Source organism: Thermosynechococcus sp. B1, from assembly GCF_030322985.1.
Classification (GTDB): domain Bacteria; phylum Cyanobacteriota; class Cyanobacteriia; order Thermosynechococcales; family Thermosynechococcaceae; genus Thermosynechococcus.
The window spans coordinates 1,361,934-1,378,386 of record NZ_CP096573.1 but is presented as its reverse complement, the minus strand read 5'-3'; the positions used below and the strand labels follow the sequence as shown (position 1 = coordinate 1,378,386).

The following is a 16,453-nucleotide window of genomic DNA, read 5'->3' as shown; positions in this document are numbered from 1 at the left end:
CGTTTAGTACTGGGCTAAGCGGTTCCAGTTGCTGGCTTCCGTGGTGCGTGCCACCACAATTGAAGCATTGGTATAGTTGCCCCCTAGGGCTTCAGGCAGGCGATCGGGCACCGCAATTTCCGCATTGTTGGAACTGGAACCATTCCACTCCTTGGCCCAAACAGCCCCAAAAATATCAGGTGTTCTGCTGCCGCCATTAATCCCCACTTTGGCATCCGGGGCATAGACAAAGACACTCCCTGCTGTGGCACCACCGCTGAGAGTAAAGGATTGATCAGGCGTGCTGTTGTTGGGGTCTGGGGGGTTGCCATAGATCCGCAGACGATCCGGTGTGCCGACACCAGAGGGAAGTCCCATATTAGCGCCGGTACCGCAGGTGGAACTATTGGGGCTACAGGTGTTGTCAATCCCTGCATTACCACTGAGGGAGATGTTGCCACTGACGTAGAGGCGAATGGCATAGTTCGTCGTATTAAATGTCACCCTCTCGTTACCACTAAGGTTAATGTTGTTAATGCGGTAGGCGTAATAGACTTTCTCTGGGTTGACAATTCGCTCCCCGGGGCGTAGGGGATCAGGGATAAAGAAGGGAATGTTGGGATCGGGGTCAACGTAGGGGCGATCGTCGGGACGGGGAAAGTTTTGGTCAGTTGTCCTACCTGTAACGTCCTGTGAGTTTTGGGGAGGATTTCTGCCCTGTCCTGGAATCGGAAAGTTGGCGTAGGCACCCTGACTATAGCCGCCTGCCGCTTCTAGGGCTTCCCTAAAGTCAGTGACTTGACTGGAGGGTAACCAACTGGGCAGCGTGGTCAGGGGAACACTCCCTAGCACGGAACCACCCACCGCATTGGGTGCTTCAGGAAAAGGCGGTAGGTTAATCTTGTTGATGGCGATCGTCCCCTCAATAATCGCGTTATTGAGCGCTCCGATGGCACTGCGCAGTCCCTGTTGGGTCGGCTGGCCATTTTGGCACTGGGCTTGGGGAACCACACAGTTGGCAGGATTGGTGCAGATCACGTTGCCGTTGACGGTGCCAAAGACATCATTGTTGCCGAGGTTAATGCTTTGTGCCAGCAGGCCAGGGAAGTTGGAGGGCACGCTGCGATCCGTAATCACCATCTTTTGCAAGATGAAGGCATTCGCCGGCGAGTTATTGGGCAAGCGACCTTCGATCAACAGGTGTCCTGTTTGCGTTGGCGCATCGTAGAGATAGGAGAGAATACGGTAATTGCCCTGCACAGGGGTGCCAATTGTGCCGTTGAGGACAATCGTATTTAGGTTATCGAGGGTAAAGCAGGGGGGCGCATCAGAACCAAGGCTCGCCGCTGTCCATTCATTCACAGCAGGAACATTCAAACCCGTGGTATTGGGCTGACCCACTTTTGTTGCATCCGCTGCGCGACTGATCAGGTAGGGGCGGGCAGGATTAAAGTTCGTATTGTTAGCGGGGTTATAGGTGCGGCGCAGCAGAATCTGGTAGTTGCCATTGAGTAAGCCAAGGGTACGGGCCATACCGCCTTCAGCCACCGCAAAGGCCTGCTGAGTTTGTTTTTGCAAGCTAGCAGTGCTCACATCCAGTTGCGATCGCGAGAGCAGGGTTAGGGCAACCACAATCATGATCAGTCCCATGCCCAAGACCAAAGGCAGAGTAAACCCCCGCTGCCGATACCCCGAACGGGGATAGCGACGTTTCAGTGAGCGCACCAGTTTTTTCATCATTGGCCTGTCCTTTATTGCCCCAACCTTTGCTCTATCAATATATCTTGACTACAAGAACTTCGTTGCTGCTGATGCTGAGTTGAATATGCCCTCAATTTTTAGCTTTTATACACAGTTGATATAATTTAACCGCAAACTTGAGAGAGGTGATGTAATCTCGCTCACATCCATGTCCTGCTCCCTATATTATACCTTTCCCCAAATATTATACCTTTCCCCAAAAGGCTCCATTTCAAGAGTACTCCAGCATAGAAGTGGCGAATCTCTCTGTTAGGGACAAGTCCAAACCTTATCAAATTCACTCATACTGGGCTTCAGTGTAAATAAACTTGAATAACTCTTGCACAAAGGAGCAACCTCTTGAGGAGACATGGGTACTTACGCTTTAGGGATTGGTTCAATTTGCAGCAAGCACACACCTCACTCCCTACCGAGGCACTGGCGGCACTGACAACATTTCTAACGATGGCCTACATCCTGCCGGTGAATGCGCAAATTCTTTCCAATGCTATTTTTTTAGCGCAACCACAGGATTTGCAGGGGGAGTTAGTGATTGCAACCGCAGTATCGGCGGCAGTGGGTAGCATGCTGATGGGGATTTGGGCAAATTACCCGATTGCGTTGGCCCCCGGCATGGGGATCAATGCCTTTTTTGCTTTTGCGGTGGTGGGGCAAATGGGGTTGCCTTGGCCATTGGCGTTGAGTGCTGTTCTCCTCGAGGGCATTGTGTTTGTGCTGCTGACCCTAACGGGGGTGCGATCGCTGATTGTAAATATGATTCCCATGTCCTTGAAGGTGGCGATCGCTGCCGGGGTGGGGCTATTTATCGCCTACATTGGCCTTAGCAATGCGGGAATTATCATTGCTGATGCTGCTACGAAAACAAAACTCACCACCTTTGACACATGGCCACCCATCCTCGCTGCCCTTGGGATTCTTTTGACGGCGTTTCTCTGTGCTAAGGGGGTGCGGGGCGCGATTTTTTGGGGAGTGATGATGACTGCCTTGGCTGCATGGCTAGTGGGAGCTACCCCTTGGCCGACAGGTTTGATCCAATGGCCGCAATGGCCGTCCCATCTCTTTGGTCAAGCCTTAGTGGGTTTTGGACAATTACAACCGCAGCAGTTGGGGTCTTTTCTCTTGGTCACCTTGGTACTGCTTTTTACCGATATGTTTGACACCGTGGGCACGCTCTCTGCGGTGGGGGTACAGGCGGGGTTTCTCAATCAGCAGGGACATTTCCCCCGCGCTTTGGGAGCCTTTATGGCGGATGCAGTGGGGACAATTGTTGGCGCCCTCTTTGGCACTTCCACCGTGACCACCTATATTGAATCGGCAGCAGGCATTGCCGTGGGGGGACGGACGGGGCTAACGGCGCTGATGGTGGGGGGCTTGTTTTTGCTCTCACTGCTGTTTTTGCCGATTACGACCGCCATTCCCAGTTTTGCGACGGCACCGGCCTTGGTGCTGGTCGGTGTCTTTATGGCGCGATCGCTCCCAGACATTCCTTGGTCTGATCTCACGGAAGCGATTCCTGCTTTTTTAGTGGTGTTGGTGATGCCCTTGAGCTACTCCATCAGTGAGGGGCTAGCGGTGGGATTTATTAGCTATCCAATCGTGAAATGGGCGGCAGGCAAAGGGAGAGAAGTGCATCCTGCTCTCTGGGGATTGGCGGTTATCTTTATTGCCCACTACTTTTGGCGTTAGACAGGATCTAAGATAGGATGCTTCTGAACTGATTGGAACCTAACTACCTATGGATCTCAAATCCCTGATTCGCGATGTCCCAGACTTCCCTAAGCCGGGCATTTTGTTTCGGGATTTAACAACGCTGCTGCAAAATCAGGCGGGGCTGCGCTACGTCATTGACCAATTGGTGGAAAAACACGCCAACGATGGCATTGACTATGTGGCTGGCATCGAGTCACGGGGATTTATTTTTGGCGCTCCCTTGGCCTATCGCTTGGGAGCCGGCTTTATCCCTTTGCGCAAACCGGGTAAACTCTGCGCGCCGGTCTATGCTGTGGAGTATGAGCTAGAGTATGGGCGCGATCGCCTCGAGATGCACCAAGATGCCATTGAACCAGGGCGGCGGGTGTTAATTGTCGATGACTTGATTGCCACAGGGGGCACAGCAGCAGCGGCGGCGGGTCTGATCCAAAAAGCACAAGCTGAACTCCATGGCTTTGCCTTTATTGTTGAGCTGACGGACTTGGGAGGACGGCACAAACTTCCCAATGTGCCAATTACCACCCTTGTAACCTATTAGGTGTGGCTTGCGAGGACATTACCACGTCACGCGATCGCGCAAGCGTTCGAGGAGCTTCGGCCCGACACCGGGGACAGCATCTAGATCGGCCAAGGATTGAAAGGGCTTTTGCTCGCGGGCACGGATAATTTCAGCCGCTAGTTTTGGGCCGACGCCCGGTAGGGTTTGCAGTTCCTCTGCGGTGGCCGTGTTCAAGTTCACCCGTGTAGTCGGTGTGCTGGCACGATTTCCTGAAGAGGGGGCAGGTCGGGTGGCAATCTTACCGCCACAGGCGGTCAACTGCTGCTGAATGCGATCGCGAATATGCTGCGGCAGACCCAAACGACTATTGCTATAGAGCCGCTCAAACTCCCGTTCGTAGTGAGCTGCAACTGTAGGATGCTCGATGACCAGCAAGAATTCATCATTGCCGCGGTTGGCCGCCTCGGACCAGTTGTGGGAACCAACAATGACGGTGCGATCGTCGACCACGCCATACTTGTGGTGCAGCTTATCGCCCTCTGGTAGTAGGGGGGTGCCCACCGTTTGAATGGGGTTTTGCCATGGGCGGTTGCCGGCTTCGTAGTAACAGTTGCCTTGACGGGCTTGGGCAGTATTGGCCATCGCCACCCCCATCATATCGAGGGCTTCGCTAAAGTCACGGTAGATAAATCCTGAGTCAATGAGGGCGCGAATACTAACCCCTTGGTTATGGCGTTCCTCTAAAACGTAGGATAGTTCTTGATCTGAAAAGACAAAAAGCGCCATGTCAATTTTTTGGCGTGCCCAACGTAGTGTTTGGCCAATCAAGCCATTGGTGGAGACAGACCAAGGTTGCGATCGCGGGGTTGGCGAAAAGCGCACCGTAACCATGGCATCGCCCACCGCTACTGGTTGAGGGGGACGCACTGGCTTTTTGACCCCAAAGCGACTGTTGGGCTGACCACCGGGACCATCCCCCCACATGATGTTGAATTCCTCAGTAAATAGGCGTGCCACGGCGGGACTATCAATCACCAAGAGGGAGTTGGCATTGCCACGGGTATCGGGTCGTCCCAAGTCGCCGTGGACATCACTGAGGGTAAAGTTCGCCGTAGTCGCAATCACTTGGCGATTGTCAATCACAATAAACTTGTGGTGCATGAGCATACTGCCTTTGGAGCCATCGGCAGTGTCATCAATCCAAGGAATCTTCGCTTCGTTGAGAATCGTCTGCACATCGCGATCGCTGAGTTCGGCAGCACTGAGTTGGCCATCGCCGTTGGTATCCACCAGCGCTTTCCAGTCGTTATAGCGCTCCCGCATCCTTGGATCCATGGCACTCACCTGCCCAGCACTGTATGTTGCCCAAGGGGCAGTGTAGGTATTTTCCATCACCACCCGTACCCGCACCCCCGTCTGCTGCCGTGCTGCTAGGGCCTTGGCAAGATTGGGTAAGCGAAACTCCTGCACCGCCACATCAATCGTCTTTTGTGCCTTGGCAATCTGCTCAATCATGATTGCCTCAAGGTCTTCCCCTTCACGGGTATAGGGGCGATAGGGTTCTTGATAACTGTGGGCTTGGGAGTGATTCATGTGTACCGCGATTTGCGGATGTTGAGGCAGCGGGTCTAGGGCAGGGCGGAGAATTGGGTGCGATCGCAATTGAGTGAGCACCACAGCCGCAATCAACAGCCCCAATAGAAACAACAGCAGATACACACCGTGTCGCCGCCATTTAAGCTTTTGCCAAAACACGCTGACTTCCCCAATGCTTGTCCCAATTCTAGGGCTATCTTTTTCGCCTCAAGGTGTTCTGCGCTGCATCGGTTGCCACGGGCGCTTGGCTAGGATAGAGGCGATGCTTTTGCGGGCCTGCCATGATCACGGTGCTGGTGTTAAATGCTGGCTCTAGTAGCCTCAAAGCCTGTTTGTATCGGTTAGCACCTGAAATGGCGGCAACGGCTGCCACACCCCCCGCTCCCCTTTGGCAAGGCCTGCTCGATTGGGGACAAGACCCAACGGTGGCGCGGCTCAAGGTCACAACTGCCGACCAGCGCTACGAAGCCAGCCTAACCCACCCAGAGGGGGGAATTGCAGGCCTACGGGACTGGCTCAAAACTCTCTTAGAAACCCTCACCAGCGGTTCGACAACGCTCCTAGAAAGCCTTGCAGAGATTACGATCATTGGTCATCGCGTGGTTCATGGGGGTAGCCGTTACCAAGCAGCGGTGCGCGTGGATGGGCAGGTGAAAGCAACAATTACCGAATTTAGTGAATATGCGCCGCTCCATAATCCAGCCAACTTACTGGGAATGGAATTAATGGCCGACATTTGTCCCCAAACACCCCAAGTTGCTGTGTTTGACACCGCTTTCCATGGGCAACTGCCAGCAGTGGCGCGCACCTACCCTATTCCCTATGAATTGACCACCGCTGGTATTCAACGCTACGGCTTCCACGGCATTAGCCATCAATACGTCAGTGAACGGGCGGCCACCCTATTACAGCGTCCCTTAGCAGCGTTACGCCTAATTACCTGCCACCTTGGCAATGGCTGTTCCCTCACTGCGGTTAAGGGGGGAGTCTCGGTGGAGACCACGATGGGCTTTACACCCACGGCGGGAGTGATGATGGGGACGCGCTGTGGCGACATTGATCCGGGAATTTTGCTCTATCTGTTGCGGCGGGGCAAGACAGTTGAAGACCTCGATCGCTTGGTGAATCGGCAATCGGGCCTGTTGGGAATCTCTGGGGTGAGTAACGATTTGCGCCAGATCTTGGCAGCGATTGATCAGGGGAATGCCCAAGCGCAGTTGGCCTATGACTGTTTTATCTACTCCCTGCAACGGGGCACTGCGAGCCTTCTGCCGGCTCTTGGTGGTCTCGATGCGTTGGTATTCACAGCAGGAATTGGTGAAAATGCCGCCGGTGTGCGCCGCGATGTCTGCCGAGGGCTAGGTTGGTTGGGAATTGAGTTAGATAGCGCAGCTAACGAAGAGGGTAAAGGCGATCGCGACATTGCGCTGCCGACTGCTCCCGTACGGGTTCTCGTGGTTCAGACCCAAGAGGATTGGGCGATCGCTCGCGCCTGCATACAGCTTCTGTAAGCTGAATTTGCTGAAGAAAACATAAGAAAACATCAAGATTTATGCTCTAGCCTTGACGCCCCAAGGTTGGCGTACGTAGAATGCGGGTAATTATTCACTCCTCAGTATTCAGTTTTCAGTATTCAATCTTTAAATCGTCCAAAGACAAAAAAACATCAGGAGTTGAACTGTGTTGAATCTGCGTCGTACCGCTCTTGTTGCCTTGGCCGCAATGGCAACCTGTACCACTGTTTTACTTTCTCCCGCCGAAGCCAAGCAGGTGAAGGCTGTGCGGGGCGTTGTCACCAACATTGATGGAGATAATGTCACCCTGCGGCAACCTTGGGGTGAAGAGATTGTGGTGGTGTTTGATCGCAAGCACCGTCAGCGCCCCTTCCGCAAGGAAATTGTTGAAGGTCTGGATGTGGCAGTGATTTTGGATCCAAAGGCCAGTGTGCCCACCGCCAAAATCATCTGTGCCGCCATCGTGCCTGCCCCTGAGTATGTCGCGGTAACCCCCATTCGAGTGCCTCAAGTGGGTGGCTCAGCACCGGCTCCGCGTCCGGCTGCCATTCCCCCCGCAGCACCACCACCGGCACCGCCAACACAAATTCTGTTCTAAACATCCTGAGAGAGATCGGAGTTGTTCTCATGTTGGGCTGGGTCAGAGGAAAAACCTTGGGTTTAGCACTGGGGGCGACCGCTATCCTGCCTATGGCTGCTGTGGGTGCTGAAGAATTGAAGGTGAGCCGTGCCTCTGAGTCAGAGCCGTACTTGCCGACCACCTTAGCGCCCTTGGCACTTCCCCCCCTTGGTGAGGCAACTCCGTTTCTACCCGCTTTAGAACGCAAAATTGTCCTGCGCTTGCGGCAGCGCCGCGTCTTTCTCTATGAAGGTGATCAAGTATTAGCCAGCTATCCCGTGGCTGTGGGCAAGCCGGGCTGGGAAACGCCCCAAGGTAATTTCAGAGTGCTGCACAAAGTCGTCAATCCCCAATGGCGTAATCCCTTTACGGGGGTTTTGGTTCCGCCGGGGGGTCGCAACCCTTTGGGCGATCGCCTGATTGTCTTTGCCCCCATGGGAAATAACAACTATGCTGGCTTCCACGGCACAACGAATGAATCTTTGATTGGCCAAGCCGTTTCCCATGGCTGTGTGCGGATGCGCAACGATGATATTCGCGCCCTCTTTGAAAAAATTGAGGTGGGCACACGGGTGATTGTTCAGCCCTAGTTGATCTTAATTAAGAAAAACTGATACCATCATTGAGCGATCGCTGGTGACTTTCCCCAAGAGCGATCGCTCAAGTTTTGCATAAAGCCACTTTGCAAACCATACCAATGCATTGGAAAGAGCCGATGCACATTGGTTATGATCGCCTTAGCAACACAGGTGTTTCCATAACCCTGTCAGGTTAGGGTCTGGCCTCGTTCTGAAATTCACTCTTCACGCCATCTCGCTAATGCAAACTTGACCGTTCACTGGTGGGTGATATTGTGCTGGGAAATCTATTTGCAAAACCAAAGCAGGGCTTGGGGATTGAACTCACCCCAGAGCGGGTCAATATCGTACAGCTTCAGCGGCAAAAGCAGGGTCTGAAAATGACCGCTATGGCCTCAGTGCCCTTGAGTGAAGGCGCCATTGAAGAAGGCCGCATCATTGACACCACCGCCGTTGCCGATGCCATCCGTCAAGGGATTGAGGATAAACGCATCAAACAAAAAGAGGTGATCAGTGCTATTCCCATGAATGAAGCCGTGATTCGCCTGATTCGCCTGCCTGCGGAATTACCCGACTACGAATTGCGGGAAGTGGTTCTCATGCAGGAAGCCCCACTGTACCTTCCCTTTCCCCGTGAAGAGGCCGATGTTGACTATCAAAAACTGGGAACCTCCCTTGATGAAGATGGCATTGAGCGGGTAGAAATTTTGCTCGTGGGCACGCCCCGCGAAGTGACCGATGCCTACATCAATGCCTTTACCCAAGCCGGTTTACAACTCACCGCCCTTGAAGTGACCAATTTTGCCCTCATGCGTACCCTGCGGGATTCACTACAGCAGTTTGTGGGCGAAGCAGCAGCGATTATTGATATAGGCGACGAGGGCACAGAAATTAGCATCGTCAAAGATGGCATTCCCCAGTTCAACCGCAAAGTGCCCATTGGCAAAGAACGGATGCAAGAAGCCATTAGCCGCGCCATGAACTTGCCGCCTTCGATGGGCGTTGACCTGATTGAGAATCTGACCGTTCCCCTAGAGCCGATGGATGTGACCGGAGCACTCAACCCCAGTGGTGCCGCTATTTTGCGAGTGCTCTCCGATCTAGCAGACGAAATCCGCCGCTCTATTGACTTTTACCTCAACCAAGGGGAAAGTCTAGAGGTCTCGCAGTTGCTGCTTGCCGGTCCCGGTGCCAGTATTGGTCAAGTGGATGAGTTTTTTAGTCAGCGGCTCAACTATGCCACCACTTTGGTTGACCCCATTAGTTTGCTGGGACTGCAAACCCTAGAAGAGATTCCCCTCGAAAAACGCCCTGCCCTCGGCACGGTGATTGGTCTTGGTCTGCGTGGCGCTTAGGAGCATCCCCGATGTACTCAATTGAGATTAACCTCCTTAAAGAACGTCCCGAAGTGGGGGGCATGGCTGCTACCACAGCCGCAGCGGCAGGAATGAGTAATGTGCCGATTATTCTTGGCTCTGTAGCGGCGCTCTTTTTTGTAGGGCTTGCACTCCTCGGCTCGGTGGGTGCCAACCTCTGGCTGCAACAACTGACGAGTAAGCAAAAAAGCATTCAGAATCGCCTTGCAGCGATTTCTCCAAACCTGCAACGCATGGATGAAATTAAAAAAGAGCAGGAGCAGGTTACCGCGGAAACCAAAGCCCTAGCCTCGGTGTTTAATCAGGTCAAACCTTGGTCGGCGGTGATGCGCAATATGGCAACTCAAACGCCAGCAGGGGTACAAATTCGGCGGATTACCCAAGGCGGACAAACAGGCCAAGAGCTAACGATTGAAGGCACAGCCGTATCCTTTGATGCAGTCAGTGACTTTCTTTTGCTCTTGCAAAATCGCTCTCCCTTCTTTGATGGCAAGGCCACTCAGTTGGTGAAGGCGGAACGGGCAAATCAACAGGGTGAGGAAGAGACAACCGCAAGGGTTTCCTTCAATATCAAGACGGCGATCGCCAGCGTGCCGGCATCGGAACTCCTTGAAGAACTCGCGGCCAATGACGTTGAAGGACTGGTGGCGCGCATTCAATTTCTCAAAGAAAAAGGAGTGGTACAGGAATGACCCTAACTGGCGATTTTGGCGGCCCCCCGATTGAGGAACCCGCACCCAATTATCCGACGGTCTTTGGCATTACCCTGACACCCGTCGTCAGTGGTGTCCTTATTGCCTTGGTAGGTTTGGGAGCAGCGGTTTACTTGGGGAGTCTTCTCATTGCCCCCAAACTGGAGGAAGCGGCCAAGTTACAGGAGGAAATTGCCCAACAGGAAAATGACCTCTCCCAGCGGGAAGTGATCCTGAAGCAACTCAATGATGTAGTCGCGGGGTTAGAGCGCGCCAAGCAGCAAAATCGTGATGTGCGATCGCTCTTTGCCACACAGGAAGCCCTAGACACCCTCCTCCTTGACATTAACCGCCTGATCTTGACCAGCGGCGCCCAACTGACCACATTTGAACCCGATAGTGCAGCTTCAGGAATTGTCCAAGATGGCTCCCTTGGCCCCGAATTAAATGCCAAACTAAAACAACAGGTAACCAACGTTACGATTCAAGGGCCATTTCCCAGCATTTTGCAGATCATGCAAAAAATTGATCAGCAGCAGAACTTCCTCGTGATTAACAACCTAACGATGGAACTGATTGCTGACAAACCCGGTGAAGTGATTACCACGTTTAAGCTCATGGCCTATGTGCCCCTAACCCCTGAGGAAATTGCCGCTTTGGCCCCCCCACCCCAAGGAGGTGAGCAGCAAGGACAACCGCAACAACAACAGCAGCAATAGCGCATGGCAAGCCAAAAAGCAGCGTAGAGTGTCTTGGGAGTGAGTTGTATTCTCTTTTCATACATTTGGTGGCATTTGTGAGGAGTCAAGCATCGTGAGTCAGCTTTTACATCGTCTCGGCCTAGGGGTGGCCACAACGGCCCTTGTTGCTGCCAGTCAAACCCCCACTTGGGCCACAGCAACGGAAATTACGGGAGTTCGTCTAGTAACAGCTCCCAACGGCATTCAACTCCTCTTCAACGTGCAGGGGAATCTACGGCCAGCAGTTTTCACCGTCAATCGCGGCAATGCCTCCATCGCAGATATTACCAATAGCCAACTGCGCCTGCCCCAAGGGGGTGCCTTCCGCCAAGATAACCCCGCCCCCGGTATCTCCTCCGTCGAGGTGGTGCAACTGGACGCCAAAACCATCCGCGTCACCGTAAATGGCATTAGTGCTGCTCCCATTGGTGAAGTCATCCGCGAAGGACGCGATGGCCTGCAAATTAACTTCATTACGGCTCAAAGCCCCGCTGGTCCTCAAGTGTCCCCCAGTGGTCAACCCATGGCCATGCCCCCCGGCTCTAGTGCGGTGCCGCCTTTTCTACCGCGGCCAGTGCCACCCCCTGTTGGCGATATGCTAACTAGCCCCCTCAATGCAGATCCGGATGTCATCCAACTGGGCACGAACCAACGGATTCCCCGTTTACTCTTGCGGGAAGCCCCTGTGCGGGAAGTGCTTTCTTTACTGGCTCGCGCCGCCAATATGAACGTTGTCTTTCCGGAAGGCAATGGGGAAGCAGGCGGCGTCACCATCTCCCTCGATATTGAGAATGAATCCGTTCAAGACGTATTCAACTATGTGCTGCGGGTCACTAACCTCAAAGCCAATCGCCAAGGCCGCACTATCTTTGTGGGCCAAGCCTTGCCACCCGCTGCCCAAAACCGCATTGTCCGCACCATTCGCCTCAATCAAATGCGCGTCTTTGGAGCGGGTTCAACGACACGGGAAATTAGCTCCCTTGCCCAAACCGGCGGCACCATCGGGGGCGGAACTGGGGGTGCCCAAGCTGCAACAACCGCCCAAACTGCTCTCAACCGTGAAACTCGAGTTCGCGAGGGTGACTTACAATTGGGTGCCGTACAACTGTTGGAAATGTATGGTGCAAATTTGCCAGATACTGGTCGCCAAGATGCACCAACGGGCTGTGAACAGCTTCAAGTCCCAGCAGCAGCTGGCGGTGTGGTTAACCAAATTTGTCGTAGCTCCCTGCTAAAAGGCTTAGAAGTTGTCGGTGACCCCCGCACCAACACAGTGACATTGATTGGCACCCCCCGCAAAGTGGAAATTGCTACGCAATTGATTCAGCAATTTGACATCCGCAAGCGACAGGTGATGGTTAATGTCAAGTTTATTGATGTGAACCTGTTGCGAGGGCGGAGAGCAAATGCAGACTTAATTACTAATTTTGGCAGCAGCCTTTGGGGAGCTATCTTCAACGCTGATGGACTCACTGTTATCCGTGGCACCACACCTAACGTGGGTGGTTTGACCCCTGCCCCCCTCACTGGCGCACCAGTCAGTACACCCGTGGGGAATCTACTGAGTGACTTTTTTGCGCAGCTTCAACTTTCTATTGAAACTGGCAATGCCACAATTCTGACCAACCCCACCCTTGTCATTCAGGAGGGGAGTGCTGCGCAAGTCAATTTGACCCAAGAAATTTTCTCTGGCATTGAATCCACTGCTGATCAACAAGCCACTGGCGGCGGCGGGGCGATCGCGACTCAACAGATTCGCCCAATCCTGCGGCCTGTGGGGGTGATTTTTAATGTCACCGTAGAGCAAATTGACGATAATGGTTTTATAACGCTGCAATTGTCCCCAGAGGTGAGTGCTCCCAGCGGTACCTATGATGTGATTTTCCCAGGAGCGCCGACGGGTTCCACGGGGACACTGATCTCGCAGCGGCGGATGGAGTCGGGGCGGATTCGCTTGCGGGATGGCCAAACCTTGATGCTGGCGGGCATTATCCAAGATCAAGATCGCTCGTTGGTGAGTAAGATTCCAATCCTAGGAGACATTCCCTTGTTGGGGCGGTTGTTCCGCCGCGAGAGCAACCAGCGTCAACGCAATGAACTGGTGGTGATGGTGACGCCGAAGATTGTTGATGATACCCAAAATGCCGGCTTTGGCTATCAGTACACGCCAACACCCGGGAGTATGCCGCCAAATATTCAAAATCAGATTCTCCAACCTCCACGGCAACGCTAACACTTCTGAGTAGGGATTACCCCCTCCGAGTCTGTTCAGAGGGGGTTCATTTTTTTAGTTGGCCTTTAGTTGGCAACCAGTTTTTGCCAACCTAACCCTGCAAGGGCTTGATTGCGCCGCAGCGGACGGGTAACGAGTTCTAGAATGTCACGGGCATTGCCAAAGCCGTGAATTTGGGCAAAGGTGAATTCCACAGACCACTTGGTGCTGATGCCACGGGCTTCGAGGGGATTGGCATGAGCCATACCCGTAATCACAAGGTCGGGCTGGAGCGCCTTAATCCGCTGAAGTTGATTGTAGTTATCGGGTTTTTCAACAATGGTGGGGAGGGGATGCCCCATCTCGCCACAAGTCTTCGTCAAGAGTTCTAGCTCAGCTGCTTGGTAACGTTTATCCATGTAGGGGATGCCAATTTCTAGTACCCGCATACCACAGCGAATCAAAAACCGCGCTAGGGAGATCTCTAGGAGATTATCCCCCATGAAAAAGACCGATTTGCCTCGCACCAATTCAAGGTAGTCGCTCAGTTTTTCCCAAGTTTCGGCTTCGCGCTCCGCTAGGCCTTGGGGCTGAATCCCAAAAGTGGTACAAATCTGTTCGATCCACGCGCGGCTACCATCAGGGCCAATGGGAAAGGGAGCCGTAATGAGTTGACATTTGCGGCGGCGAATCAAGGTAGTGGCGGTACGACTGAGGAAGGGATTCACACCAGCAACGTAGTAGCCCTCATCAATCACTGGCAATTCGGTATAGCGTTTGGCAGGCAGCCATCCTGACACCTTGATGCCCTGTTTTTTTAATTCCAAGGTGAGTTGGGTCACCACGGGATCGGGCAGGGAGCCAAAGAGAATAAGGGGTGGGTGGTCGTGGTACTGGTGGGATTCAGCTTGGAGATCCTCTTTTTTCTTGCCAAAGTTGAGAAGGCGCTGGATGGGGTTGCGTTCCTCTGGATCGCTCACCGCTGTGGGCGTGGGACAACGGGCGGCCATGGCTGCTAGCACCGTATCTTCCCCTTGGGTAAAGGCATAGTCCAGACCATTGGCACGAGCCACAACAATGGGAATGCCAATTTCGGCTTCTAGTTTGGGCGCCAGTCCCTCCAAGTCCATTTTGATAATTTCCGTGGTGCAGGTGCCAATCCAGACAATGACACTGGGGTTGCGATCGCGCTTGATTTGGAGGCAGAGGCGCTTTAGCTCTTCATAATCATTGAGTTGCGCCGAAATATCTCCCTCTTCGAGCTCCGCCATGGCATAGCGGGGTTCGGCAAAAATCATCACCCCCATCGCATTCTGCAAAAAGTAGCCACAGGTCTTGGTGCCAATGACCAAAAAGAAACTGTCTTCAATTTTTTGGTACAGCCAAGCCACACAGCTGATGGGACAAAAGGTGTGGTAATTGCCCGTTTCACACTCAAAGTTGAGGGCATTGGGAGCAGTCGCAGTCATAGGGAGAGCCTCCAAATTTAGAAACGATTGGAACTAGGTTTGATGACTTTGAGCAGCCTCCTCACCGTGTTCTTCAGCCCGATTACTGACAAAGGGCTTAGGGGGTAGTAAGCGAGGTTCTGGGGGCAGTTGAGGAGGGTTATCGCCGTTGGCCCGTTCTTCGTCGGGGTTGAAGTTCAAGCCCAAGGCAGAAATAATGCGATCGGGATCGTTGCTGAGTTCGACAATGACGGGTAGAGCATCCAGTAAGCGCGGTTCCAAAGCCGTCAGCACCCCCAAAATAAAACTTGAGGAGGGGCGCCGTTGACCGCGATAGGTACTCCAAATCGCCAAGCGGACAATCCAATGGTGGTTTTCTTGGTAGTAGGCCAGCCACTTACTGCGTGCGCTTTGCCGTAATTGCTCAGGGTTCATACTCACTCCAGCGAAGGGGTTCCGTGGAGTATTCTAGGAGAGTTTTAGACCGCTGCAAGTGACCGTTCTGACCCCTGTGGGTTTAAGTAGAAGTCGGAGAGCAGGGCAAAAAGGTCGCGATCGGGGGCATCCTTGGGCACCACCCCCTCAGGCCGCGCCAAAATTTGATCGGCAATGTTCAAGTAGTAGTCACAGACATAGTTGAGACTGGGATCGCTTTCGGCCATCTCAAAGAGGGTTTTGCCCTTGACCCGTGACACGCGAATATCCTCAATCAGCGGCAGCACTTCAAGGATGGGCATGGGCACGGCTTCCACATATTTTTCAATGAGATCCCGCTTACTGGTGCGATTGCCAATGAGACCCGCAAGGCGCAGGGGGTGCGTGCGCGCTTTTTCACGGACGGAGGCGGCAATGCGATTCGCCGCAAAGAGGGCATCAAAACCATTATCGGTGACAATCAGGCAATAATCGGCATAGTTAAGGGGGGCCGCAAAGCCACCACAGACCACATCCCCCAGAACGTCAAAGAGAATGACATCGTATTCATCAAAGGCATTCAGTTCCTTGAGGAGCTTGACCGTTTCACCGACCACATAGCCGCCACAGCCTGCCCCAGCCGGGGGGCCACCCGCTTCGACACAATCCACACCGCCATAGCCTTTGTAGATCACATCCTCTGGCCAGACATCCTCGTAGTGGTAGTCCTTGGCTTGGAGCGTGTCAATGATGGTGGGAATCAGAAAGCCTGTCAGGGTAAATGTGCTGTCGTGTTTGGGGTCACAGCCAATTTGCAGGACTTTCTTGCCCCGCCGCGCCAGCGCCACTGAGATGTTGCAACTGGTGGTGGATTTGCCAATTCCGCCTTTACCGTACACTGCGAGTTTCACGTTGACTTTGCCTCCTAAGTAATGGAGCGACACGATGACCTAACTGCTATTCTCGGCCAGCGATCGCTAGAAGTCGCAGCGGTCAAGAAAATTATTTTTGTGTAATAAAAATTCAGCTGATTTGAGGATGGGCAAACGCTTTTTCGAGTTTGGGAAGTCTCTCAGGAAACTAGCGGTTCTTTGAGAAGTTATCTTTAATTTTTTTGCTGTTAGTTTTTTAGTTAAATTAAACAAAAATACAAAAATTCCCGCCGCCAAGTCATCCCCTGACCAATTGGCCTCAAGGCTAAAATTTACCTGCCCAGCGATCGCGCCAAAAAACATCTGAAAAAAGAAACGTTTCTCCTAGGGGGCGATCGCCCGCATCGTTGTAAAGAATTATTAAAAATCTCGAAAGTAAATGA

General features: G+C 53.2%; 15 protein-coding genes. 9 read left to right on the top strand and 6 right to left on the bottom strand.

Annotated elements, in window-relative coordinates; all coding sequences use genetic code 11:
- Positions 1-3: 3 nt before the first annotated feature.
- The gene (locus M0644_RS06970) at positions 4-1,719 is read right to left on the bottom strand and encodes a hypothetical protein (RefSeq protein ID WP_286625072.1); all 1,716 of its coding nucleotides are present in this window, start codon (positions 1,717-1,719) and stop codon (positions 4-6) included.
- Between the two features lie 402 nt (positions 1,720-2,121).
- Here M0644_RS06970 and M0644_RS06965 point away from each other — a divergent pair, with 402 nt between their 5' ends.
- Together M0644_RS06965 and M0644_RS06960 are read left to right on the top strand one after the other, a co-directional pair.
- Positions 2,122-3,426: an NCS2 family permease gene (locus M0644_RS06965; protein WP_226971901.1), complete on the top strand. Its 1,305-nt coding sequence runs from the start codon at positions 2,122-2,124 to the stop codon at positions 3,424-3,426.
- 49 nt (positions 3,427-3,475) lie between these two features.
- Positions 3,476-3,988 (top strand): adenine phosphoribosyltransferase, encoded by a 513-nt coding sequence (locus M0644_RS06960; protein ID WP_149819388.1) that lies wholly within the window; start codon positions 3,476-3,478, stop codon positions 3,986-3,988.
- An 18-nt stretch (positions 3,989-4,006) separates the two neighbouring features.
- On the opposite strand, the gene M0644_RS06955 is transcribed toward M0644_RS06960, so the two are convergent.
- Positions 4,007-5,704, bottom strand: a complete 1,698-nt coding sequence (locus M0644_RS06955) for a phospholipase D-like domain-containing protein (protein WP_286625071.1) — start codon at positions 5,702-5,704, stop codon at positions 4,007-4,009.
- Between the two features lie 122 nt (positions 5,705-5,826).
- Here M0644_RS06955 and M0644_RS06950 point away from each other — a divergent pair, with 122 nt between their 5' ends.
- The 7 genes from M0644_RS06950 (at position 5,827) to M0644_RS06920 (ending at position 13,297) form a co-directional block, all read left to right on the top strand.
- Complete coding sequence (locus M0644_RS06950; protein WP_286625070.1) at positions 5,827-7,056, top strand: acetate/propionate family kinase; 1,230 nt, start codon at positions 5,827-5,829, stop codon at positions 7,054-7,056.
- A 169-nt stretch (positions 7,057-7,225) separates the two neighbouring features.
- Positions 7,226-7,657, top strand: a complete 432-nt coding sequence (locus M0644_RS06945) for a hypothetical protein (protein WP_286625069.1) — start codon at positions 7,226-7,228, stop codon at positions 7,655-7,657.
- Positions 7,658-7,713: 56 nt separating this feature from the next.
- A complete protein-coding gene (locus M0644_RS06940; protein ID WP_286625068.1) occupies positions 7,714-8,268 on the top strand; it encodes a L,D-transpeptidase in 555 nt (184 codons plus the stop codon).
- A 263-nt stretch (positions 8,269-8,531) separates the two neighbouring features.
- Positions 8,532-9,611: a type IV pilus assembly protein PilM gene (gene pilM / locus M0644_RS06935; protein WP_315862996.1), complete on the top strand. Its 1,080-nt coding sequence runs from the start codon at positions 8,532-8,534 to the stop codon at positions 9,609-9,611.
- A gap of 11 nt (positions 9,612-9,622) precedes the next feature.
- Entirely contained in the window at positions 9,623-10,324 is a 702-nt protein-coding gene (locus tag M0644_RS06930; RefSeq protein ID WP_286625067.1) for a PilN domain-containing protein, read from the top strand.
- A complete protein-coding gene (locus M0644_RS06925) occupies positions 10,321-11,043 on the top strand; it encodes a type 4a pilus biogenesis protein PilO (RefSeq protein ID WP_286625066.1) in 723 nt (240 codons plus the stop codon). Before M0644_RS06930 ends, M0644_RS06925 begins: the two co-directional genes overlap by 4 nt.
- A 94-nt stretch (positions 11,044-11,137) precedes the next feature.
- Positions 11,138-13,297 carry a secretin N-terminal domain-containing protein gene (locus M0644_RS06920; RefSeq protein WP_286625064.1) on the top strand — a complete coding sequence of 720 codons (2,160 nt, stop codon included), beginning with the start codon at positions 11,138-11,140 and terminating at the stop codon, positions 13,295-13,297.
- Between the two features lie 65 nt (positions 13,298-13,362).
- Here the strand turns inward: M0644_RS06920 and M0644_RS06915 are convergent, their stop codons facing one another.
- From M0644_RS06915 to M0644_RS06900, 4 genes are all read right to left on the bottom strand, one after another.
- Positions 13,363-14,745 carry a ferredoxin:protochlorophyllide reductase (ATP-dependent) subunit N gene (locus M0644_RS06915; protein WP_149819371.1) on the bottom strand — a complete coding sequence of 461 codons (1,383 nt, stop codon included), beginning with the start codon at positions 14,743-14,745 and terminating at the stop codon, positions 13,363-13,365.
- Between the two features lie 33 nt (positions 14,746-14,778).
- Positions 14,779-15,159 carry a DUF5331 domain-containing protein gene (locus tag M0644_RS06910; RefSeq protein ID WP_149819369.1) on the bottom strand — a complete coding sequence of 127 codons (381 nt, stop codon included), beginning with the start codon at positions 15,157-15,159 and terminating at the stop codon, positions 14,779-14,781.
- Positions 15,160-15,203: 44 nt separating this feature from the next.
- Positions 15,204-16,049, bottom strand: a complete 846-nt coding sequence (gene bchL / locus M0644_RS06905) for a ferredoxin:protochlorophyllide reductase (ATP-dependent) iron-sulfur ATP-binding protein (protein WP_149819367.1) — start codon at positions 16,047-16,049, stop codon at positions 15,204-15,206.
- 66 nt (positions 16,050-16,115) lie between these two features.
- Positions 16,116-16,373: a hypothetical protein gene (locus M0644_RS06900; RefSeq protein WP_286625061.1), complete on the bottom strand. Its 258-nt coding sequence runs from the start codon at positions 16,371-16,373 to the stop codon at positions 16,116-16,118.
- Positions 16,374-16,453: the final 80 nt, after the last annotated feature.

Bases quoted from the DNA above. Each gene is read 5' to 3' on its own strand.
- M0644_RS06970 (WP_286625072.1), bottom strand. From the start codon at position 1,719: ATGATGAAAAAACTGGTGCGCTCACTGAAACGTCGCTATCCCCGTTCG.
- M0644_RS06960 (WP_149819388.1), top strand. From the start codon at position 3,476: ATGGATCTCAAATCCCTGATTCGCGATGTCCCAGACTTCCCTAAGCCG.
- M0644_RS06950 (WP_286625070.1), top strand. From the start codon at position 5,827: ATGATCACGGTGCTGGTGTTAAATGCTGGCTCTAGTAGCCTCAAAGCC.
- M0644_RS06930 (WP_286625067.1), top strand. From the start codon at position 9,623: ATGTACTCAATTGAGATTAACCTCCTTAAAGAACGTCCCGAAGTGGGG.
- M0644_RS06925 (WP_286625066.1), top strand. From the start codon at position 10,321: ATGACCCTAACTGGCGATTTTGGCGGCCCCCCGATTGAGGAACCCGCA.
- M0644_RS06915 (WP_149819371.1), bottom strand. From the start codon at position 14,745: ATGACTGCGACTGCTCCCAATGCCCTCAACTTTGAGTGTGAAACGGGC.
- M0644_RS06910 (WP_149819369.1), bottom strand. From the start codon at position 15,159: ATGAACCCTGAGCAATTACGGCAAAGCGCACGCAGTAAGTGGCTGGCC.
- M0644_RS06900 (WP_286625061.1), bottom strand. From the start codon at position 16,373: ATGTTTTTTGGCGCGATCGCTGGGCAGGTAAATTTTAGCCTTGAGGCC.